The following is a 22,101-nucleotide window of genomic DNA, read 5'->3' as shown; positions in this document are numbered from 1 at the left end:
ATTAATCGTTGCTTTTTTCGTGACTGAAAAGCGGCTTAGTTCTGGAGATAAACCAATTCGTTAACGAACCAGGTCAATGATTTCCGCTGGTCGGGATAAGAAGTAGTCCATCTCTTGGAATTGGCCATGATCATGAGCGCCCCAACTGGCTAGCGCGAATTTCACGCCGGCGCCATGGGCACATTGCATATCATAGGCGGTGTCACCGATATACAAAGTCTCGTGGGCAGGGATCTGACTTTTGGCCAACATTTTCAACATGGGTTCAGGATTGGGCTTATGCTTGGCGGTATCGTCGGCCGTCACAATTTGCGTGAAATAGTCGTTAAGTCCCCGGGATTTAAAGTCGACACTCATATCGTACTGATTCTTCGAGGTGACCACGCCGATCGCGACATCGTATTCTTGTAATGTTTTCAGCGTATTGATAATACCTGGGAAAACTTGCACCAGTTCTTTGTATTTGGTAAACGTCTGATGCCACTCATCGAGTAACCCTGGTACATCTTTTTCCGCGAAACCTAGCTGAACTAGGCCGTCATAACCAGGAATACCATAAATCGTCACAACTTGATCGTAGGTGTAGGCCCAACCGTGCTGCTGGTTCAAAACATCCAACAAAGCGTCCATATACGCGCGTTCCGTGTCGATCAGTGTACCATCAATATCGAAAACAACATTTTTAATCAAGGGGAGAACCTCCAAATTTATATTCAAACCTTATGGCTATTGTAGCATGTTTTGCTGGCGCTCGTAGAGACGAAATGGCGACAGCGGAGTCGCAAAGTTGTTTGTCGTCTGTTTTTTTGCTTTAATTGAAGCAGATGAAAAGTAAGAAAGCGAGTGAGATAGACATGAAAGGTTTAGTAGTCATTGATTATACCAATGATTTTGTGGCTAGTGATGGCGCCTTGACCACCGGCCAGCCGGGACAAGCGATCGCGCCAGCACTGCTTGCCACCACCCAGGATTTCATTTCCGCCGGTGATTTTGTGGTGATGGCGGTTGACGGCCATGATCCCACCGATCAGTATCATCCTGAGAATAAGTTGTTTCCACCACACAATGTCATCGGCACACCAGGACGAGCGCTCTATGGTCAACTGGCTGTGCTGTATCGGGAGCAGCGGGATAAGATCTACTGGTTGGATAAACGGCATTACTCGGCGTTTTGCGGGACTGATTTGGATTTACGCCTGCGGGAGCGGCGCATCACTGAGCTACACTTAGTCGGGGTCTGTACCGATATTTGTGTGTTACATACAGCGGTGGATGCTTATAATTTAGGCTATCAAATCGTTGTTCACCAACAGGCTGTGGCTAGTTTCGATCCGGTGGGTCATGATTGGGCGCTACGTCATTTCCAAAAGACGCTTGGCGCCAAAATCGTTTGAGTGCTTCGAAATTGGCGCGCGGTCTCACTGGGTTGGCAGCAATGGTCGTTTTGAGTAAAAATAACCACGCTGTCCGCGACTTGCATGGCGCGCCCCCGCCGAAGCGCGTCATCAAATCCATGCGGATGCTTGAAAAAAGGTTAAGGGTTGTTTGCGAATCAACAATTACCCTACAGTTCTAGCGCCGCAAATGATATAATTTAATCAAAATTGTAAATGAGGTTACTTAATGACAGATTGGTTACTACGCTTTGTTAAAGGCATCTTTATTGGTTCCGGATTTATTTTACCCGGGGTCAGCGGAGGCGCTTTGGCAGCAGTTTTTGGTGTTTATGAGCGCATTATTTCCTTTCTTGCCCATCTAACACGTGATTTTAAGAAAAACGTGCTCTTCTTTATTCCCCTTGGGTTAGGCGGGATCGCCGGTGTTTTTCTGTTTTCTTTTTTAGTTAGTTACGCCTTTAAATTTGAAAACTTGATTCTCTGGTTCTTCGTTGGCGCCATCGTGGGGACCATCCCGGCCCTATGGCAACAGGCTGGGCGCGAAGGACGTGGCGCCAAGCACTGGTGGATCATGGGGATCACGTTTGTCGTTTTCCTGATTTTCCTCCTCTTTGGTAAGGGGTTATTCGGTGATGGCGTGGCGCAGAACTTTGGTACCTGGGTATTGGCCGGCGCCTTGATTGGGTTAGGCGTGATCATTCCCGGCTTGAGTCCGTCGAATTTCTTACTTTATATGGGCATGTATGATTCAATGGCGGATGGGATCAAGCAGCTGAACTTCAGCATCATCGTTCCTTTGGCGATTGGCGGCATCGCGTCGGTGTTACTGCTGTCGAAAATTGCCGACTATATTTTCAAGAAGGCCTATGCGGAGCTATTCCACTTTATTCTGGGAGTCGTCTTCGCGTCAACGATCATGATCATTCCTTTTGGCGCGAAATACACGGGCTCAGGGATCTTGATCGCAATTCTCATGTTTATTGCTGGAACGGCCCTGGCATATTGGATGAGCCAGTTGGAAAACAAATATCAGGCGGATTAAATGATTGGTATCTGAGTGATGACTATGATTTTTAAGGTAATGGTGCTATATTATAATTAAGTTTTAACCATTTTAGGGAGATGAGCCCATGCGCAAGCTACTGCTTTTTCTAATTCCTGTCGTCGCTGTCTTTTTCTTGTCAGCCGCCTTTGTTACGCGTGCAATCACCAAATTAGCTGATTACCCGAACTGATTGGTCTGGCTTGGCGGATCAATGATCATGAGAATAACGATTGCTTGAGATCAGTTTCTGATAACTGATCTTTTTTTGTTCAGAAAAAGCGCTGCGAATAATCGGTTCGCAACGCTGATAAGCGGAACTATTTTGGAAGACCTGGCAAGATTCACTGAATCGGTCTTTCAGAAGCAATTTGTTCATTTGGGTTCGTCGCGCCTACGATCACGCTTTGATGGGGAACTTTTTGGTGAGATCCAGGTCTATTTCGCGACCTTCACGAGTTTGACGCCGTAACTTGGCAGGGTGATCTCGCCGGGCGCGACGGTCTGTTGGTTCAGCAGATCAGTGCCTTGATAGGGCCAAGCTAGTGTTTCTTGCGCCGGGCCATTGTTGATGACGAAATAGTAACGCGCGTCGGCCTGTTGGCGGCAAGTGATCTCAACGTTGGCTGGCGTGGTGAAATGTTCCCAGTCAAATTGATCGATCAGCTGACCAACTAGGTGGTCGATCCCCGCGGCTGCCAGTTGTGTGCCCACATAGTAAGCACGCCCTTGACCAACTTGGTGATTGGTGACGACTGGCGTTTCAGCGTAGAATTCGCCGGCGCCATAATGGGCCAAGGCTTGCGCGCCTTCTAGATGCATAATGTCGCAAATCAATTCGCATTCATAAGTGCTTTGGTCGGTGAAAATGACTTGCCCGTGCTTTTCAGGTGGTAAAGCATCGAATTCTTCGACCCAAACACCCAATAGTTCTCGTAATGGGCCAGGGTAGCCACCGATAAAGACGTTATCATTGCGATCAACCAGCCCACTCATGAACGTGGTCAGGAAGTGGCCGCCATTCTTGACATAGGTGGTCAGATTCTCGGCCACGCCAGGCTTGACCATATATAAGACTGGCGCCACCACGAGATCATATTTGGCCAACGCCGCGGCGGAGAGATCGGTTGGAATCAGATCAACAGCAATGTTTTGGCGATAAAAAGCCGCGTAGTATTGTTGGATTTGGTCAACATATTTCAAACGAATGTTGGGACCACTAGCATATTCTAAGGCCCAATAATTCTCCCAATCAAAAATCAGCGCGACTTTGGCTTGGGTGCGCGCGCCAAGAATGTCGCCACCTAATTGAGCCAATTCATGACCCAGCGCGGCTGTTTCATGGAAGACACGGGTCTGATCAGTATCTGCGTGGCTAATCACGGCGCCGTGAAATTTCTCGGTTGCGCCTTTAGATTGCCGCAATTGGAAAAATTGGATCGTGTCAGCGCCATGGGCCATCGCCTGGTAGCTCATGGCACGCATTTGGCCCGGGCGTTTCAGCGAGTTGTAGGGTTGCCAATTTTGCTGTGAGGGTGTTTGTTCCATCAGCATGAAAGGATCGCCGTTCTTCAGTCCGCGCATCAAGTCGTGTGTCATCGCGGTGAAACTGCTGGGTGTATTGTAGGCAGGATAGTTATCCCAAGAAACCAGATCCATTTCCTTAGCCCATTTGAAATAATCTAGATCCTTGAAGGTGCCCATCAGGTTCGTTGTGATTGGCGTCTCGGGGTCAAAGCGACGAATCGCTTGGCGTTCGTCTTTGTAATTTTGGAGAATGCTGTCGGACATAAAGCGGCGATAATCGATCGAAAGTCCGGCCAAGGTTGAGTTATCGTAGCCAATCGCGTCACCAAGGTCGTTAGGCGGGAAAATTTCACTCCAGTCATAAAAGGTGTGACCCCAAAAATGGGTGTTCCAGGCCGCGTTGACCGCGTCTAAAGTCTTGTACTGGCGCTTGAGCCAAACCCGGAAGGCGGCGGCACAATTGTCGCAGTAGCATTGACCGCCATATTCGTTCGAAATATGCCAGCAAACAATATTGCGTAAATGACCGTAACGCTCGGATAATTTCGCGGCCAATTTCTGACTGTAATAGCGGAAAGTGGGGCTGTTGGGACAAGCGTTATGCCGACCGCCGAAACGGTGATGACGTCCTTCGAAATCAGTCCGCGTAACATCGGGATAGCGTTCTGCCATCCAGGCTGGTAAAGCCGCGGTCGATGTCGCCAAAACAATTTCAAAGTGGTTCTCGGTCAAGAGTTCGATAATTTGATCTAAAGTTGAGAAATCGTAACGTTCTTCTGATGGCTGCAATTGGGCCCAAGAAAAGACGTTGATCGTGGCCTCGTTGATGTCGGCCTTGGTCAACAATTGCATGTCCTGATACCAAACTTCTTTCGGCCATTGTTCGGGATTATAATCACCGCCGAATAAAATTCGACCGAATTTCTGTGATGCGCTCATGGCTTGCCTCCTAGCAATATTTGAACCTTAACTAGTTACGTCCGGGGATAATTGACAGAAATCAGCGAACCAATGACTAGTTAGACTCTTATTTCAGCTTTCATCCCAGATTCTAGCTGACAATCGTTCAGAAATGTCGTACAATTTGAAGATAAACTATCGGTATTTGAACATTTTTTGCAAAAAGTGAGGGACCCTTATGCGAGTTGTTTTCACGCAGATCAATGCGCACTTGCCGCTTTATTTAGAAAGCATCGGCTATGACTGGCATCAGGAAACGGTGATGCGCGCGCATGGTTATGGCTACTACCACTGGCTCCAAACAACGCGCGGTCAGGGAATTTGTCATGTGGGTGGTCAGACGTTGACGTTGACTCCTGGCGATGCGATTTTACTTGGTCCAGCAATTCCCCATGACTATTGGGCGGCTGAAGCCAATCAGTGGGACACACAGTATTTAACATTCGGTGGACCGGCAGTCGGCGCGATTTTGGGGCAAAACTTGGTGGATTACCAGATTTTTCGGCGGACGGCACCGGCCTTGCGCCATTTTATCGCCGATTATGGGCCACAAGTGACGACGACCACAGACCCCAATGAACTTTCGCTACTGATCTATCGGTTTCTCCTTTTATTAAAGCAAACACGCGAAAGTGGCCAACAGCTTAAACGTCAATATGCCGCTATCTTACAGGCGACCAAACAGTATTTAGACCAGAATTACCAGCAAAACCTGACCAATCAAGAGTTGGCGCAACACTCAGGTTTCTCCTCACAACATTTGAATCGCCTTTTCAAACAGGCGTATCATGTGACGCCGCTGCAATATCTCAACGATTTGCGTTTGCGCAACGCGCAGACGCTGTTGTTGAGTCAGCCGCAATTGACCGTTGAACAAATTGCGATTCAGACCGGCTTTAGCAGTGCCAGCTATTTCATTGCCCAGTTTCATCAGCAGTTACAAATGACCCCGCGGCAGTTTCGGCGCTTGCATTGATCCTGCGCTGGGACCGTAAATGTGGTATGATAGTAAATCGCTAAAAGTCTTTGGTGATTGGTTGCCATGCCGTGGTTTTGAAGTCACGGGCTCTATTTTTGAACTTATACTTGATTGCAGGTTTGGTGGGTTTGGTGGTGACGCAACCGCCTCAGGACGTTTGTCGTGGCTGGAACGCGGTGGGCACTGTTTTGAGCCAATCCGCAAAGACCGCGGCTTGTCTCAAAATCAGGCCTTATTCTAAGCGATAAATCGCTAAGAATAATCTCACCGCTGAGCCACACGTCCTGAGGCGGTTGCTAGGCAGAATTGAGCCTATCTGCAATCAAGGCGAAGGATTTGACGAAGTGCTTTTGCAAGCTAGAGGTCAAAACAATCGCCTTTTTTGAGGTGGTACGGCGATGCCAACTGATTCCAGAGGCATGGACGCTATTCTTGAACCTGGGCTAGATTGCAGGTTTGAGGTGGTACGGCAACACCACGGATTTGGATCTGTTGGTTGGCACAGTTTGCATTTGTTTGGACATCTTTACCTGTTCCCTAATCAATCCTTATGTCGAAACCGGCCAATTCAGTTAGTTCGCTGAGAACTAGCTTTGTTTGTCAGGCAGACTTCGCTGGTGTCACCAATTTAAAGCTGGTGACCACTAACCACGGTCGTCATTTGCGTGGATCCTCATCAATTGGCGATAGCTTGCCGGATGGCGTGAGTGCTCAAACGACTGTTATAACGTTGAGCTGCTGGAGCGGAGCGTGGTGTTGGTGGTCCGTTTGCTTGCTTGGCGTAAGGTCGGGCTGGGGGTGAGTCAGCCGCGATATTATTGTTGGCGATTTATCGCCTACAATAAGGCCGAGCTTGAAGATTTTCGGTGCACTTCCGAAAAGCTTCAAGTCGTGCCCGCAGCGTTCCACCACCCCCAGCCCGACCTGGAGCCCCACCACATCCGCAATCCACCAACGCCACGCGCAGCGCAAGCCGCGGCCAAGCTACTTTTCATCAGGCAGTTCCAGCAAAGTTGTCAGCAGTCAGAATGATCAAAATCAGATAGGAGTGTCGCGAGTGTACGCATCGAAAGAACGACAAGCAGAAGAACAGCGGGTCCGCCAAGTAGCGGCTACGATCCAACGCGAACTTGAGCAGAATCAACAAAAGCTGACTAACGCCGCCCAAGAAACCCATCAAATTGAGTTGAATTATGGCGATACCGCTAAGATCAACACCTTAGAAGTCGATGACCGCATGGAAACCAACGCGGCCGTCCAACAGCAAAAGCAATTGGTGGCCTTAGCGGTTGAAAATCAGACGATTTTAGCTAAACGGCAGCAACGCCTGCAACGTTTGGCCCAATCGCCTTATTTTGGGCGGATCGATATTGCGGAAGGCACCGATCAAGATACTCTTTATATTGGGACCGCAACCTTGATGGATGATCAGGATGAGGATTTCTTGGTTTATGATTGGCGCTCGCCGGTGGCTGGCGTCTATTACAATGGCACCTTGGGTCCAGTGACCTATCCCACACCACTGGGACCGCAACGGGTGGAATTGCAACGCAAGCGGCAGTTCACGATCAAGGCGGATCGGATCACGAACATGTTTGATACGGATGAAACTGTTGGTGATGAGGTACTACAAGGTGTTTTGGGCGCGGCCGCCAGCCTGTATATGCAAAACATTGTCGCCACGATCCAGCGCGAGCAAAACGAAATTATTCGGAACACCAGCGCGGATGTTTTGGTGGTCCAAGGCGTCGCGGGCTCCGGGAAAACTTCGACAATTTTGCAGCGGTTGGCATATTTGCTTTATCATAGTCGGAAGCAATTGGCCGCGGAACAGGTCATCATGTTTTCGCCGAATCATTTGTTTAGCAATTATATTTCGCAAGTCTTACCCAGTTTAGGCGAGAAGAATATGCGCCAAGTTACCTTACATGAGTTCTTGGAAAAGCGGTTGTGGGAAGTTCAAGTTGAGCATCAATTTACTCGCTTTGAGAAAGATCAGCGTTCGTTACCAGCGGCGACGCGTAAGTTGCGGCAATATTTAGAGAGCACGACAATGATGACGCGGTTGCGCGCGGTGGTCCAGCAACCCAATTTCTGCCCGCGCTTTACCGACTTACTGCTGGCTGGAGAGCCGATCTTGACGCAAGAGCAGATGCAGGCGCTCTGGCAGCAGCTGCCAGCTTCTTTGACAGTGGCGGATAAGTATCAGCAGACGAAAAACAAGCTGATTCGTTTGCTCCAGCGTCGCGTCCGCCAAGCGATTGGGACGGATTGGCTTCAGGAACAGTTGGAGAGTTTGAGTGAGCTTGATTATTTATCATTAAGCGCTGGCGCAACGTTTACCAGTGATGCCGAGGAACGCTACACCCTGGGAAAGAAACTCGCGCAACAACATTTCGCGCCGATTTATGATGCGATTTATAATGATTTCTTTTTGGACCTGGAGCAACAATATTTAGTTTGCTTGCGGCAGGAGTGCCCCGCCGGAGTCAGCCCGGTCAGTTGGCAAGCGCGTACGGAGACTGTGGCCAGCAACTTTGAACGTCATCACGTGGCGCTAAGTGATACGGCGCCGCTGCTGTATTTGCGAGATCTAATCACCGGTGGGGGACAAAACCATCAGATTCAATATTTGTTTATTGACGAAATGCAAGACTATTCGCCGGCGCAATTGTTTTATATTCATCACGCTTTTCCCGTGGCGAAATTGACGTTATTGGGAGATGGCGCCCAGGATCTATTTGCCCATGAGACTCTCCGCGGTGAGCTTTTACCGGCGCTAAAACAACTGTTTCCGCATCAGAAAATCAAGGTTTACTCCTTGAATAATAGTTATCGCTCGACCCAACAGATCACCCACTTTGCCAGTGCTTTGTTGCCAGACGCGCCCCAGATTCTCGCGTTCAATCGTCCGGGACCGCGCCCGAAACTGCTGGTCTGCCAGCGGTTGCTTGAATTGAATCAGCAAGTTAGCCGGGCCTGTCGCGACTTATTGACCCGGGAAACGATGGTGGCGGTGTTGACTAAGACCCAGCAAGAGGCTGAACAGATTTACGCGACCTTGCAGGTGGACGCGCCGGTGACGTTGATGACTGAACAGACCCATCATTTACAAACCGGGGTCATGATCATGCCGATCTATTTAGCCAAGGGATTGGAGTTTGACGCGGTTATTGGCTATAACGTCTCCGCGGACTTGTTCAACGCAGCCAACGACGCTTATATCTTGTACACGATTGCTTCGCGGGCGATGCATGAGCTTTGGCTGATCTCCTTGGGGGCGCCGACGCCGTTGATTACCCAACTGGCCCCGGACCTTTATGAACGGACCAATGCTTGAAATGCCGACCAGACCGCCTGATGAACGGGTGGTAAGTTGTGTCAGCTCCTGCGCTGGTCAAGGATTGATTTATGAATTTTTCTACTAAAAAAACCACCTCCTATGAGATGGTTTTTTTAGTAGCTGTAACTTTTCAAGCGAATTTCAGGGGATCAACTTAGCCTAAGACAATGAATAAGATCGCACTGAAAATATTTAAGAAAATCGGGACGGTGAGATTGTTGGTGCGCAGGTAACTTAGGGCGAAAAGCCAGCCAAAGGAGGCTTGAAGGAAAGCGGGCATGAACCAAGGTTGAAATTGCAATAAGGCGAATAAGAGACCACTGAGTAGCATACCTAAAACGATATTCAGGTGACTCTCAACCCGGAAAAAATAATTGAAGAAAAAGCCGCTAACCAAATATTGATTGACGATTGGCATCAAAATCCCACTCATGAGAATATTCAGCCAGAAACCCATGTCAACCACCTCGAAGCCCGTTGCTTCTTGACTGAACACTGGGAGTTTACCATCAACTTGAAGCCAGGCAATCAGTAAAGTAAGCCCACCTACCGCTAGAAACATCACGATCACGAAGCCAAAGGCATTGTTGAAAACGTCACTTAATGAATTGAGTCGATCGGAAAAGTAGCGCTTCTCCAAGTTGAATTGACGAATAAAAAAGAGTAGCGTCAAAGCCGCGATGCTAAAGAAAAGTAGTCCAAAAAGCCCGGATATTTTATTTTGGTCAAAGGTCATGTTGCGAAGCCAAGTGGTAACGATTGCTAAAGCAAAGAAGATAATGAAGCGGACACTGTTGCCTAATCGTGATGCTGGACTTTTCATTGTTTACCCATCCCCAACTTAATTGTTATCACCTAAAATCATACAATAGTCAGCGTCAGAATGCGACACTTACCACCATAATTAATGAAGAACAAAGATTTTGACCACGTTTATTGGGGCCGGTTGGCTGGTGGCACAATGGCAGCAGCATCAGGTTGTCGAACTGTCGAAATAGGCTAGGCGGGCTGCTTGTGGGGGGCGATGCGCTGAGCGGCGAGGTGTTCCTTAGGTAGTTTGAATATGGCGTAAATCATCGATCAGGAATTCATGGCCGTTGATCAGCACGCCAGCTTCTGTAAAGCCGGTCACGTTGCCGCTGATTTCTTCGACCTTGTCGTCGTTCAGCCGAATCGTATTAAGTTGCAGCGTCACAGTCAAATGTTGATTGAAGGCGGCCAAGAGCAACTCCGTTAATTCTTGGCGTGATTGCTGCGCTTGTTGGCTGACGATTTTCGTGGCTAAGTGCGCCTCTTTTTCCAGCTGTTGGGTATGGTCACTTAAATAAAAGCCGGCCCACTTTAGCATACCGCGGTCCTGATACTGCTTGAAGAAACTGGTCACCGTGCGGTCAAAATCCTCACTCATAACTGTTGCCGCCGTTATGACCGCCGACTAAGCCAGCGCGCTGGATCGCGGTGCCGCCTTGCATTAAACTACTGGCCTTGACGATTGTTTTAAAGCCATAACGTTGCCGTAATTGATCGACCACAAAATCCCGTCGGCGTCGTTGCACCTGTGTTTGCGTCGTTTCGAAGAAATTCAGTTGTTGACTGCGATCGGCACGCAACGCGCCATAACTGACGCTGAGATTGCGCAAAGGCGCCCCGTTCCAGTGAGCGCGAAATAGTCCCAGCACGACTTGAGTCAGTTCGGCGTTTAAATTAGTTGGGGTTATTTTCGCCTGATGGGAGGAGAAAGAACGCCCGGTTTTCGTCGACTTCTGCGCTTGACCCAGCGCGATCGTGACTAAGCCAGTTTGCAAGTGCCGCTTGCGGATACGCGCTCCAACTTGTTCAGCGATCTCCCGGAGGACGACCTCAATATCGGCGGCTTGATTGTAGTTGCGCGGTAGCACCTGCGAATTGCCATAACTTTTGCTGATGGGGTGGTACTTCTGAGCGATGATACTCCGATCGATCCCCCAAGCGGTGGCGAAAAGCTGCGCCCCAATGACCCCCATATTGGCTTGAAGGGCGTAGGGATCCGTGTGCGCTAGTTGATACATGTTGGTGATTCCCAGCTTGCCTAACCGAATTGCGGTCCGTTCACCGATTCCCCAAACATCAGTTAAGTTTTGAATCTGCCAGATCGTATCTGGCACCGTTTGATAGTGCCAAGTCGCCATTAGCGAGTGACTATGCTTGGCTTCAATGTCCATGGCCAATTTCGCCAAAAGCGGGTTGTCGCCAATTCCAACCGTGGTATAAACGCCGACTTTAGCGCGAATCTCTTGTTGGATCTTGCGGGCGGTTTCTTGCGGACTGCGCCCGTAAAGTCGCCAAGACTGGGTCAAATCCAGCATCGATTCGTCAATCGAGTAAACATGGATGTCTTCACGCGCCGCATATTTTTGAAAAATGGCGTTGATTTCCAAATTCTTCTTAATATAGAGATTCATTCGTGGCGGCACCTTTAATAACCGCGGATCATCGGGCAATTCGTAGTAGCGTGAAACATTGCTGATCCCATATAACTTCTTGGCCATTGGCGAAGCGGCCAGCACTAAGCCACCGCCGCCAGTATTGGGTGCTTGAGAAACAACAACTAGAATTGATTTAAGCGGATTGAGCCCGCGCTCCACACTCTCCACGCTGGCGTAAAATGACTTGCTATCGATCATCATGATCGTGCGGACAGGCTCCTGCTGATAATCGAACATGAGATGGCCTCCAAAATATACGAACATATGTTTGCTTTAATAACTCCAAATTACACCTTTTTGGCAGATTTTGCAAGTACCGATATTGTCAATGATGGATTCGATAGGATTAGAAGCAGTCGCTTGCTATTTTTGAATTGATGGGGAACGGATCGGTTGAGTCACTTGCGCCTGCAAAGCCAGCGCAAGTGACTCAAACAAACGCGGCAAAACCAAAAAATCACCACCAAAGAGTGATGATTTTTAGCGAGTTGCCAGGGACGATTATTTGTCGGCGGCGAGGTTTTCCGTGAAAAAGGCGGTGAATTTAGCGAAAGGAATCAAATCGCTTTGATCATATAGATCGGTATGTGTGGCGCCGGGGACAATGACTAATTCTTTAGGATCTGCTAGACGTTGATAAGATTCCTCAGCCATGTACCGGGAGTGGGCCTTCTCCCCAGTGACGATTAGCACTGGGCGCGGCGAGATTTGCTCGATGTGGGCCTGTAGCGGGAAATTATAGTAGCTGAGCGGGGTGGTAGCTGTCCAAGCGGCGGCGGAATTGATTGAGCGGGGATGGAAAGCGCGGCCGCGATAATAATTGAAGAACTCGGTTGTGACTGGGTCGGCATCAGCTGGTAGTTCTTCTGAGAACAGTTTATCCGCCTCAATGGGCTGATCATCAGCGGTGAAGGGTAACTCGTGGAGGCCTGGAGCCGGTTGCCCCTTTTCGGCGTCGCGCCAGCGTTGCTCAGCTAGCAATTGCTTTTCGATCGCGCGTTGTTTGGCTGTCTTGCTATGATTCAAACCGGCCCACATGGAATCGGCCATGTCGTACATAACAGAGGTGGCGACGGCTTTGATCCGCACGTCCACAGAGGTGGCGGTGAGGACATGGCTGCCCAGTCCGCAAATCCCTAAGGCGCCGATCCGTTCGCGGTCAACGAAATGTTGAAGCCCGATGAAGTCGACGGCCGCTGAGAAATCCTCAACGAAAATGTCGGGTGAAGCGACATTACGAATCGAACCAGAACTCTCGCCCGTCGTTGACTGATCAAAAGCCAGTGTAACGAAGCCGTTTTCGGCCAGCGTTTGAGCATACAAGCCACTTGATTGTTCTTTGACCGCGCCAAAGGGACCAGAAATCACGATGGCGGCGTAAGTTTGGCGCTCGTCAAAATGTAAGGGCAAATATAAATGCCCAGCTAAATTGAAGCCATAGCGATTATTGAAACGCACATTCTGGACGTCGATTTGGGGATTTATTTTGAAAACGCGGGTATCGTTCGCTAATTTACTCATGGGTGGGACTCCTTTATTTGTTTGGCAGGGAGGAAGCTTGACTAATTAGACGGTTTGTTCGATTGGACGAATGATCAGCTCGTTCAAGTCAACGTTGGCTGGTTGCGTGAGGGCAAAGACCACGGCCTGGGCGATGGCGTTAGGATCGATGCCAATCTCATTTTCGGTTGAGATTTCTGCTTGCTGATATTCGGGATTACGGACGGATTTGTAAAGTTCAGTATTGACCGCCCCTGGGGAAATGATCGTTGTCCGAATGTGATTCTGATGTTGTTCTTGGCGGAGGCCTTCCATGATGGCGCGCACCGCGAATTTGGAGCCATTGTAAACGGCGTAGTTAGGAAAGACCACGTGGCCGGCAACGGAATCAGTTGCTAAAATATGCCCAAACCCCTGTTTGACCATGATCGGTAAAACGGCGGCGATGCCATTCAAAACGCCCATCACGTTCACATCTAGAATCTGTTGCCATTCCGCACGGGCGCCGTTGATCAAAGGATTGACTGGCATGACCCCGGCGTTATTGTAGAGAGCGTCGACTTGGCCAAAGTTGCTGACGGCCAAGTCAACTAGGCTTTGGATTTCGGCAAAATTTGTCACATCTGTTGGTTGGATCAAAATCTGTTCTTGGGGAAATTCGGCCTTAAGTTGCTCCAGACGATCGCGACGGCGAGCCCCGATCACGAGTTTGGCATGTTGCTGAGCTAATAGCCGCGTTGTGGCGGCACCGATACCACTGGAGGCTCCGGTAATAATCACAACTTTATTTTTCAAATTCATTTTTTTCGATCCTTTCTTGACTTGCTATGCCGCTGAGTTGATCGCAGATAGTCAGTTGCTTGTTACCACTGAATTTGCGGGGATGTTGTGGCTAACGATTGCGCCAGCCATGATGATCGAATTGGCACCGATCGTGACGCCGGGCTGGACGATCACACGGTTGCCGATTTTGGTCCCTCGTTTAATGGTGATTGGCGCTGACCAGCGTTGGGGTTGTCCCTGGGGATCCATCTGGTAGCCGGTGGTCAATAACATGGCGCCCGCGCCGATCTCGACATGGCTTTCGATGGTGATCAGATCCTGGTCGGCCAAGGTCACATTCTGCTCGATCAGTAGACAGCGTCCTAGTTTGAGATGGCGCCCATATTCTGTATAAAATGGTAGCCGGATCTGACTAGTGGGATCTAACGGGTGACCAAGGATCTCACCTAGTAACTGCCGGATCTCGCCGGGACAAGCATAATCGTAATTTAAATGTTGCAATAAACGCTGATTTTGCGCGATCAGTCGGTCATCAAGATTGCTTTCTGATACTGCCAATATTTTCACCTGCCCTTGCTGGATCAACTGAACAAATTCAGTATAAGGGGACTTGATTTCAATGTAAAATACTTATAAAATATCGTTATAAATAACTTTTTGTTATATCTAGGAGGCGTTGTTAATGGAACTACGCGTTTTACGTTATTTCTTGGCCGTGGCGCAAACACGGAATATTACCCATGCCGCGCGGCAGCTCTTGATCTCGCAACCGGCTTTATCGAAGCAATTGGCCGATTTGGAAAAAGAATTGGGAACCACCTTATTCATTCGCGGACATCGCCAGATCACACTCACTTCGGCTGGCGAGTATCTCCAAGCGCGTGCGGTGGAGTTAGTCGGATTAGCGGATAAAACAATGGTCAATCTTCGCGCCGACCAAGTTATTAGCGGCGAATTAACCATTGGCGCCGGTGAAAGTCTAGGCATGCAGCGGATCATGCGGGTCCTCAGCCAGTTGACGCAAGATTATCCTGATGTGAAGATCCATTTGCGCAGTGGTAATGCCGCAGATACCGAAGCGCAATTATCCAAAGGGGTGCTTGACTTTGCCGTGATCATGGGCGAACGACCACTGGAACAATATCATTATCTACAGCTCCCGGAACGTGATCAGTGGGGCGTGGTCATGCGCCGAACAGATTCGTTGGCGCAACGAGCAGAAATTCGTCCGCAAGATTTGTGTCAGTATCCCTTAGTGCTCTCCGAACAAGCGGTAAACGCCCGTCGCTTTCAAAGTTGGTGGGGAAATCTAGGCCCACAGATGCAGATTCTGGGCACCTTCACCTTGGTCTTCAACGCGCAATTACTGGTGCGCAATAGCGGCGCTTATTTACTGACCTTCGATCATCTGATCGATACCTCGGCCCATAGCGAATTGGTCTTTCGTCCTTTAACGCCACAGCTAACCGAACCAATTACTGTGATCTGGAAGAAAAACACCGTTCAGTCTAAAGTGGCGCAGTTGTTTGTGGAGCGGCTTCAAGCAACGTTGGCTTGAGTTGGCCGGGATTAGTGGTTCTTATTCTTGAACCTGCGCTTGATTGCGGGTGTGGGTGGGTGTTGCGCGTGAGCGCAACCGGCTGGGACTGCTGATGCGGACTGGAAACGTGCTCACCGACCCAGCTCCCTGCGCTTAGCTACGCAATTGTTCTGGAAGCGAAGTGCGGCTTCCAAAACAATTGCTAGGCTAATGCTCAGGAGCTGACCGGGTTGGTTCGCACTCTGTTTCGAACGTGGTGGGCGCTGTTTTGAGCCAATCCGCAAAGATCGCGGCTTGTCTCAAAATCAGGCCTTGTCCTAAGCGGCAAAGCCGCCAAGGACAATTTCACCACTGAAACGTGTTCGCCGACCTAGCTTCTTCCGCTTAGCTACGCAACTATTCCGGAGGCACAAACCAGCCTCCAAAATAGTTGCTAGGCTAATGCTCAGAAGCTGACCAGGTCGGCTCTCACTCTTGCTAGAGCCGCGCAGTCCCAGCCGGTTGCTGAACAGAATTGCGCCTATCTGCAATCGAAGTTGGGTATCTGACGAAGTGGTTTTGCGAGCTAGAGGTCAAAACAATTGCCCATTTTTGGGGTGGTACGGAAACACCAACTGATTCGGATTAGGAGGTCGAGACACTTTGCGTAGGTTGAACATTTTTACTCGTTTCCCGAACGATTCATGGTTAGAAATCGGCTGATTCAGTTGATTCACTGAGAATCAGGCCTGTTCATCAAACAAACTGTACTGGTGTCACCAATTCAAGGATTGTAACCACTAACCACGGCCGTCAACTGCGTGGATCCCCATCAATTGGCGATAGCTTGCCAATTGGCGTGAGTGCTCAAACGACTGCTATAACGTTGAGCGGCTGGAGCGGAGAAATTCGGGGTGAGATCGCCGTGTCGTTATTCTTAGCGGCTTTGCCGCTTAGAATAAGGCTCAGCTTTGAGATTCGCGGTTTTTGCGAAGCTCAAAGTGACGCCCACAGCGAGCTCACCCCGAATTTCGCAGCGCAAGCCGCGGCCAACATTGAAACGTGTTCGCTAACCTAGCGTCTTCCGCCTAGCTACTTTACCATCCCGCCGTAGGGCCCAATCCCCAGTTTTTCGCTTTTGCTCTTGACTTTTAACAAGTGGCTGGCTATGATAACCTTAATATCATGCCGATTCGGTCTAGAAAGTAGTAACTGACGTGGCGCGACAAACAGAGAGTGGTAGCATGCTGAGATTACCATTGTCGCGTATCAGTGAATGGATTCTAACGTAGTCAGCGGCGCAAGTCCTGACGGTGGTTGAAGCCTTAATTCAATCGAGTTGATCCTGAGTTAGCGGTTGCTGACGAGGATAATTTAGGTGGCACCGCGGAAGATCGTCCTATTGTAATTGGAATAGGACGGTCTTTTTCTATATCATCATGATAGGTTTTCCATGGCAACATCGAGGCAATAGGTCCAGCGCACATTAATAATTGGAGGTTTTCAAATGGCAAAGAAAGTTATTCTGACCGCAGATCGGCCGACAGGTAAATTACATATCGGACATTATCTTGGGTCACTCAAAAATCGGGTCGCCCTGCAAAATTCAGGTGAGTATCAAACCTATGTCATGATCGCGGATGTTCAGGCTTTAACGGACAACGCCCGTAATCCAGAGAAGATCCGGAATAGTTTGATCCAAGTGGCCTTGGATTATTTAGCGGTGGGGTTGGATCCGGCGAAGTCAACGATTTTGGTGCAGTCGCAGATTCCGGCTTTGAATGAATTGACGATGTATTATTTGGACTTGGTTAGTGTGGCGCGGCTTGAACGTAATCCGACGGTCAAGACCGAGATCAAGCAAAAAGCGTTCGGCCAATCGATCCCTGCTGGCTTCTTGGTTTATCCGGTTAGTCAAACCGCTGATATTACGGCGTTCAAGGCGGATACAGTGCCAGTCGGCGATGATCAAGAACCGATGATGGAACAGGCGCGGGAACTTGTGCGGACATTCAATACCACGTATCAAACGGATGTATTAGTTGAGCCTCAAGGTTATTTCCCGCCTAAAGGTCAGGGACGTTTGCCAGGGTTGGACGGCAACGCCAAAATGAGTAAATCGCTGGATAATGCGATTTATTTGGCTGATACCGCCGATGAATTGCGGCAGAAGGTGATGTCAATGTACACGGATCCTAACCATATTCATGTGAGTGATCCCGGTCAAATCGAAGGCAATATGGTCTTTACTTATTTGGATGTTTTCGATCCGGATAAGACGAAAGTGGCGGAGCTTAAGGCGGAGTATCAACATGGCGGGTTAGGCGATGTGAAGATCAAGCGTTACTTGAATGAGGTCTTGGAAACGGTCTTAGGACCAATTCGGCAGCGCCGGGAGCAATATGCCCAAGATATTCCAGCGGTTTACGACATGCTCAAGCAAGGTAGCGCCCAGGCCAATGAAGTCGCCGAACGCACTTTGCAAGAGGTTCGTGAAGCGATCGGGTTAAACTATTTTAAATAAAGCAACAGGTTCGGCAGGTTAACAGAGGTCCTTTCAGCATTAAGGCACATTCTGAAGTTTAAAGAGGTCAAGTTATGGCAAAAGAATTAGCGTCATTAATGAAAAACGAGTTGGCTAACGTGGAAGCGTCAGCGATTCTGCAATTTGATAAAGACATTTCCCAGATTCCTGGAATCGTGAAACTGACCCTGGGAGAACCGGATTTCAACACCCCCGACCATGTCAAAAAAGCTGGGGAGGCCAGTATTGCTGCCGATCATAGCCATTATACGCAGTCACCGGGGTTACCCGCCTTGCGTCAGGCCATCGCGGCTTTTCTGGCGAATAAATATCGGGCGCATTATGATCCGGAGACTCAGATCATTACCACGATTGGTGCATCCGGTGCTATTTATGCGTCGTTGACCGCGATTTTGAACCCTGGTGATGAAGTGATCGTCCCCATTCCGACATTTCCTCAATATTTACCGATCATTAAACTGAATGGCGCCACACCGGTGTATATCGATACGAGTGTGGATAATTTCGTGTTGACACCAGAGAAGTTGGCGGCGACCTTGGCGGCACATCGGGATAAGGTCAAGGCAATTGTTTTGAACTATCCGACGAATCCCACGGGCGTTACTTACCGGCGCGCCGAATTAGAGGCTTTCGTCGCAATTTTGCGGCAGTATGATATTTTCGTGATCAGTGATGAGATCTATAGTGAATTGACGTATGGCGCGCCCCATGTTTCACTGGGTGAACTCTTGCCAGATCAGACCTTGTTGATCAACGGCGTTTCTAAGTCGCATGCCATGACGGGCTGGCGCATCGGATATGTGGCCGGTCCAGCGGCGGTCATCGCCAAAGTTGGCTTGGTCCATCAATTGACGGCCACCGCGGCGGCGACAATGGCGCAAGAAGCGGCGCTGGAAGCCTTGCAAGCTGGCCCCGACGACGGGTTGAAAATGCAGGTCGAATATCAGTCACGGCGGGATTATTTGGTTCAGCAATTGAACGAATTGGGCTTTACGACGGCTAAACCGGCGGGAGCCTTTTATGTGTTCGCGCGGATACCAGAACGTTTCGGTCATGATAGCTTGGCCTTTGCTTATCGCTTGGCGAAAGAAGCGCAAGTGGCCGTCATTCCGGGTTCAGCCTTTCCGGCGGGAGAAGGATACTTGCGGATCAGCTATGCCGCCAGTATGACTAAGCTGGAAACGGCTTGCCAACGGTTAGCGGCCTTTGTCGCGGCTAATTGAGTGTTTGCTCTAAATCACAGCCTCGAAATCAACTTACAAGGAGCGAGTAATCCTATGAAAATTCAAATGTATTCTGTTCGACCTGACGAACAAGCCGCCATTGAACAATGGGCCAATGCACACCATGCCGTGATTCGAACCACCACTGAACCTTTAAACGAAACCACGGTCAAATTAGCGGTCAAATGTGACGCGGTGGTGCCGGCGCAACATGGTGCGATCACTGCGCCTGTATACCGACAATTAGCGGCGCAAGGAATCAAAATCATCGCCCTGCGAATTACGGGCTACGATATTATTGATTTCGCCAGCGCTCAAGCCAACCAGATCCAAGTCACCAATGTCCCAGCTTATTCCCCTCGTAGCGTCGCGGAAGAGGCTTTGACGCACACCATGTTATTGTTGCGTCATTTGAAAGAAACTCAAATGCGCATGGTCCAAGGGGACTTCTCTTGGGGTGGCCTAGAAGCCTTTGAAATCCATAATTTGACGGTGGGCGTTTTAGGCGCTGGCAAAATTGGGGGCACGGTCGCGCGGATCTTTAAGGCGCTGGGTGCGCGAGTGATCGCCCATGATCTCGTCCAGCGGCCCGAACTAGCGGACACACTAGATTATGTCAGCTTCGATGAATTGCTAGCGCAAAGTGACGTGTTGACGATCCATACCAATTTGACCCCATTGACGACCAAAATGATTGACGCGGCCGCGTTGAAACAAATGAAGCCAACCGCGTTGTTGATCAATTGCGCCCGGGGACCGATCGTCGATCTAACGGCGTTACGCGCCGCCTTGGATGCCGGAACGATTGCGGGTGCTGGCTTAGACACGATCGAAGCAGAGACCGGGATTTTCGGCGTGGATCTGCGCGGGAAAAAGCACGACTTAGCCGCGGTCAACGATCTACTGGCACGACCTAATGTTTCCGTGTCACCACACATTGGCTTCTATACCGATCAGGCGGTGAAGAACATGGTAGAAACGGCCTTGAATGATGCGGAATTACTATTCCAAGGCCGGCCTTGCGCGCATTTGGTTAGTGGGGACTAACAACCTAACTAAGCACAGAAGTCAATCCGTTACGCTCCGCACTCTGTTTTTAAATGGTCATACCCAAGCCGAGGACACAATCGTTCTCGGCTTTTTTTGTTTCGTCAGGCGGCAACTTTAAGGCTTTTGAAAATCGCCATAACGCCGTTACAATTAAGCGTAACGGTTAGGCTGGAAGGTAAGCTGGCGCTTTTTTATGGATTAAAGTATCCTTAATTATTCGGGCAAACCGCTTTCTTTTTTACAGTTACATGCTAAAATATGATACATGACATTAATACTGGATTTGCTCAATTACGGAGAGGAATTTATCTAATGAAGAAAAATAAAACAAAACAAGGGTGGCTAATTGGTCTAGTGATTGGACTAGTTGTGCTGATCGGCATTGTGGTCGGCATGTACAACAGTCTGGTTAAATCTGAACAGGCGGTCGAGTCTCAGTGGAGCCAAGTTGAAACGGTGCTACAACGGCGTTATGACTTGATCCCCAACTTGGTCAACGCGGTCAAAGGGAGCATGAAGCACGAAGATAAGGTCTTCAGTGAAATCGCCACAGCGCGGAAAGCTTATGGCAGCGCTAGCACCACTAGTGAGAAGATCAAGGCTAACGCCCAATTAGACCAATCTGTTGGCACCTTGGTCAGCGTGATTGGCGAGAATTATCCCAAGCTACAATCCAATGAAAATGTGCAAACTTTGATGACGCAGTTGGAAGGTTCAGAAAATCGAATTTCAGTAGAAAGACGGCGTTACAATCAAGCGATAGAAGCTTATAATAAGTCAGTTGCTACTTTTCCTAAGAATCTGATGGCGGGAATGATGGGCTTTGAAAAGAAGACTTACTTCAAAGCTGATACGAATGCCAGCAAAGCCCCGGTCGTTGATTTAGATGACTAGGGTGAGCGCGCGGAGCAAGATGGCGCGACAGTTTAAATTTTCAGGGTTATTCACGCTTGTTTTATTGGGCTTGTTCTACTGGTTATTACCGGCTAGCTCAGTTGCGGCGGCGCTACCGGCGAACCCTGATCAGAATTATTATGACCAGGTTGGTGTGCTGACAACGGCCACAAAATCATTAGTAACCCAGAAGAATGCGGTTTATGCGGCCTCAACGCAACGACCCCAGATCATGTTGGCCGTCATTAAAAGTACGGATGGCGATAGTATTGACAGCTACGCGCCGGACCTGTTCACCAAATGGGGTCTAGGTCAGAGGAGTCAAGATAACGGCGTTCTGATTCTGTATGCGGTCAATAATGGCCAGCGTAATGTGCGCATCGAAGTTGGTTATGGCCTCGAGGGTGAATTGACGGATGCGCTTTCCGGTCGGATCTTGCAGAAATCCAAAAGCAAGTTGAAGTCGAGCGACCCAGCGCAAATCAATCAAGGTTTGCAGCAAGTCTTCAATAGTGTTGCAACCGTGATCGACAAGAAGTACGATTTTAAAAAAGACAAGAATACTCTGACGAATCAAGAGTACCAACAACTGCGCCAGCAACAAAGCACTACCGGCGATTGGAGCGACCATCTGTGGACGATCATCGTGATCGTTGTCGCGGTGATTTTCCTCATGGGTGGCGGCGGCCGCGGTGGTCGTGGCGGTGGCGGTATGTGGTGGCTTTGGGCCTTACTCGGTTCGGGCAATCATAATAATCGTGGCGGCTTCGGTGGCGGCGGTGGTTTTGGCGGCGGTTCCGGTGGTGGGTTCTCCGGTGGCGGCGGCTCATCAGGCGGTGGCGGCGCATCGATTTAGCCAAGGGGTTCTAGGGGG

General features: G+C 49.4%; 21 protein-coding genes. 12 read left to right on the top strand and 9 right to left on the bottom strand.

All coding sequences use genetic code 11. The features are described 5' to 3' along the window. Positions 1-60: 60 nt before the first annotated feature. Positions 61-690 carry an HAD family hydrolase gene (locus EKM94_RS02960; protein WP_164511079.1) on the bottom strand — a complete coding sequence of 210 codons (630 nt, stop codon included), beginning with the start codon at positions 688-690 and terminating at the stop codon, positions 61-63. Positions 691-854: 164 nt separating this feature from the next. Here EKM94_RS02960 and EKM94_RS02955 point away from each other — a divergent pair, with 164 nt between their 5' ends. Both EKM94_RS02955 and EKM94_RS02950 read left to right on the top strand, forming a co-directional pair. Further along, the gene (locus EKM94_RS02955; protein WP_125597233.1) at positions 855-1,394 is read left to right on the top strand and encodes a cysteine hydrolase family protein; all 540 of its coding nucleotides are present in this window, start codon (positions 855-857) and stop codon (positions 1,392-1,394) included. 229 nt (positions 1,395-1,623) lie between these two features. Next, complete coding sequence (locus tag EKM94_RS02950; protein WP_125597229.1) at positions 1,624-2,439, top strand: DUF368 domain-containing protein; 816 nt, start codon at positions 1,624-1,626, stop codon at positions 2,437-2,439. Positions 2,440-2,877: 438 nt separating this feature from the next. Here EKM94_RS02950 and EKM94_RS02945 read toward each other — a convergent pair whose 3' ends face one another. Further along, a complete protein-coding gene (locus EKM94_RS02945) occupies positions 2,878-4,905 on the bottom strand; it encodes a beta-galactosidase (RefSeq protein ID WP_125597226.1) in 2,028 nt (675 codons plus the stop codon). 199 nt (positions 4,906-5,104) lie between these two features. Here EKM94_RS02945 and EKM94_RS02940 point away from each other — a divergent pair, with 199 nt between their 5' ends. The 3 genes from EKM94_RS02940 to helD all read left to right on the top strand — a co-directional run bounded on the left by EKM94_RS02940 (position 5,105) and on the right by helD (position 9,245). Then, positions 5,105-5,902 (top strand): AraC family transcriptional regulator, encoded by a 798-nt coding sequence (locus EKM94_RS02940; RefSeq protein WP_125597223.1) that lies wholly within the window; start codon positions 5,105-5,107, stop codon positions 5,900-5,902. 553 nt (positions 5,903-6,455) lie between these two features. Next, the gene (locus EKM94_RS02935; protein WP_125597220.1) at positions 6,456-6,707 is read left to right on the top strand and encodes a hypothetical protein; all 252 of its coding nucleotides are present in this window, start codon (positions 6,456-6,458) and stop codon (positions 6,705-6,707) included. 255 nt (positions 6,708-6,962) lie between these two features. Next, positions 6,963-9,245: an RNA polymerase recycling motor HelD gene (gene helD / locus EKM94_RS02930; protein ID WP_125597218.1), complete on the top strand. Its 2,283-nt coding sequence runs from the start codon at positions 6,963-6,965 to the stop codon at positions 9,243-9,245. A gap of 157 nt (positions 9,246-9,402) precedes the next feature. On the opposite strand, the gene EKM94_RS02925 is transcribed toward helD, so the two are convergent. From EKM94_RS02925 to EKM94_RS02900, 6 genes are all read right to left on the bottom strand, one after another. Further along, positions 9,403-10,071: a CPBP family glutamic-type intramembrane protease gene (locus tag EKM94_RS02925; protein WP_125597215.1), complete on the bottom strand. Its 669-nt coding sequence runs from the start codon at positions 10,069-10,071 to the stop codon at positions 9,403-9,405. Between the two features lie 225 nt (positions 10,072-10,296). Further along, complete coding sequence (locus EKM94_RS02920) at positions 10,297-10,656, bottom strand: hypothetical protein (protein ID WP_125597213.1); 360 nt, start codon at positions 10,654-10,656, stop codon at positions 10,297-10,299. Further along, on the bottom strand, positions 10,649-11,950 hold the full coding sequence (locus EKM94_RS02915) for a Y-family DNA polymerase (protein WP_125597210.1): 1,302 nt from the start codon (positions 11,948-11,950) through the stop codon (positions 10,649-10,651). The genes EKM94_RS02920 and EKM94_RS02915 overlap by 8 nt, the downstream gene beginning before the upstream one ends. Before the next feature lie 264 nt (positions 11,951-12,214). Then, on the bottom strand, positions 12,215-13,234 hold the full coding sequence (locus EKM94_RS02910) for an alpha/beta hydrolase (protein WP_125597207.1): 1,020 nt from the start codon (positions 13,232-13,234) through the stop codon (positions 12,215-12,217). 45 nt (positions 13,235-13,279) lie between these two features. Then, the gene (locus EKM94_RS02905; protein ID WP_125597204.1) at positions 13,280-14,014 is read right to left on the bottom strand and encodes an SDR family oxidoreductase; all 735 of its coding nucleotides are present in this window, start codon (positions 14,012-14,014) and stop codon (positions 13,280-13,282) included. 51 nt (positions 14,015-14,065) lie between these two features. Beyond that, a complete protein-coding gene (locus tag EKM94_RS02900; protein WP_125597202.1) occupies positions 14,066-14,554 on the bottom strand; it encodes an LbetaH domain-containing protein in 489 nt (162 codons plus the stop codon). A gap of 124 nt (positions 14,555-14,678) precedes the next feature. Here EKM94_RS02900 and EKM94_RS02895 point away from each other — a divergent pair, with 124 nt between their 5' ends. Beyond that, positions 14,679-15,554 carry a LysR family transcriptional regulator gene (locus tag EKM94_RS02895; RefSeq protein ID WP_125597199.1) on the top strand — a complete coding sequence of 292 codons (876 nt, stop codon included), beginning with the start codon at positions 14,679-14,681 and terminating at the stop codon, positions 15,552-15,554. Between the two features lie 196 nt (positions 15,555-15,750). On the opposite strand, the gene EKM94_RS12755 is transcribed toward EKM94_RS02895, so the two are convergent. Continuing rightward, a complete protein-coding gene (locus EKM94_RS12755; RefSeq protein ID WP_263853224.1) occupies positions 15,751-15,885 on the bottom strand; it encodes a hypothetical protein in 135 nt (44 codons plus the stop codon). Between the two features lie 477 nt (positions 15,886-16,362). On the opposite strand from EKM94_RS12755, the gene EKM94_RS02890 reads away from it, so the two are divergent. The 6 genes from EKM94_RS02890 (at position 16,363) to EKM94_RS02865 (ending at position 22,083) form a co-directional block, all read left to right on the top strand. Further along, the gene (locus EKM94_RS02890) at positions 16,363-16,593 is read left to right on the top strand and encodes a hypothetical protein (RefSeq protein ID WP_125597196.1); all 231 of its coding nucleotides are present in this window, start codon (positions 16,363-16,365) and stop codon (positions 16,591-16,593) included. Between the two features lie 429 nt (positions 16,594-17,022). Continuing rightward, entirely contained in the window at positions 17,023-18,039 is a 1,017-nt protein-coding gene (gene trpS, locus EKM94_RS02885; RefSeq protein ID WP_125597193.1) for a tryptophan--tRNA ligase, read from the top strand. 74 nt (positions 18,040-18,113) lie between these two features. Then, positions 18,114-19,283: an aminotransferase class I/II-fold pyridoxal phosphate-dependent enzyme gene (locus EKM94_RS02880; protein WP_125597190.1), complete on the top strand. Its 1,170-nt coding sequence runs from the start codon at positions 18,114-18,116 to the stop codon at positions 19,281-19,283. Positions 19,284-19,337: 54 nt separating this feature from the next. Then, the gene (locus EKM94_RS02875; RefSeq protein WP_125597188.1) at positions 19,338-20,330 is read left to right on the top strand and encodes a D-2-hydroxyacid dehydrogenase; all 993 of its coding nucleotides are present in this window, start codon (positions 19,338-19,340) and stop codon (positions 20,328-20,330) included. Positions 20,331-20,645: 315 nt separating this feature from the next. After that, positions 20,646-21,227, top strand: a complete 582-nt coding sequence (locus EKM94_RS02870) for a LemA family protein (RefSeq protein ID WP_125597185.1) — start codon at positions 20,646-20,648, stop codon at positions 21,225-21,227. 19 nt (positions 21,228-21,246) lie between these two features. Next, complete coding sequence (locus EKM94_RS02865; protein WP_125597182.1) at positions 21,247-22,083, top strand: TPM domain-containing protein; 837 nt, start codon at positions 21,247-21,249, stop codon at positions 22,081-22,083. Positions 22,084-22,101 lie beyond the last annotated feature (18 nt).

The organism is Lapidilactobacillus achengensis, from assembly GCF_003946655.1.
Taxonomy (GTDB): Bacteria; Bacillota; Bacilli; order Lactobacillales; family Lactobacillaceae; genus Lapidilactobacillus; species Lapidilactobacillus achengensis.
This window is presented reverse-complemented; position numbering and strand designations above follow the sequence as displayed.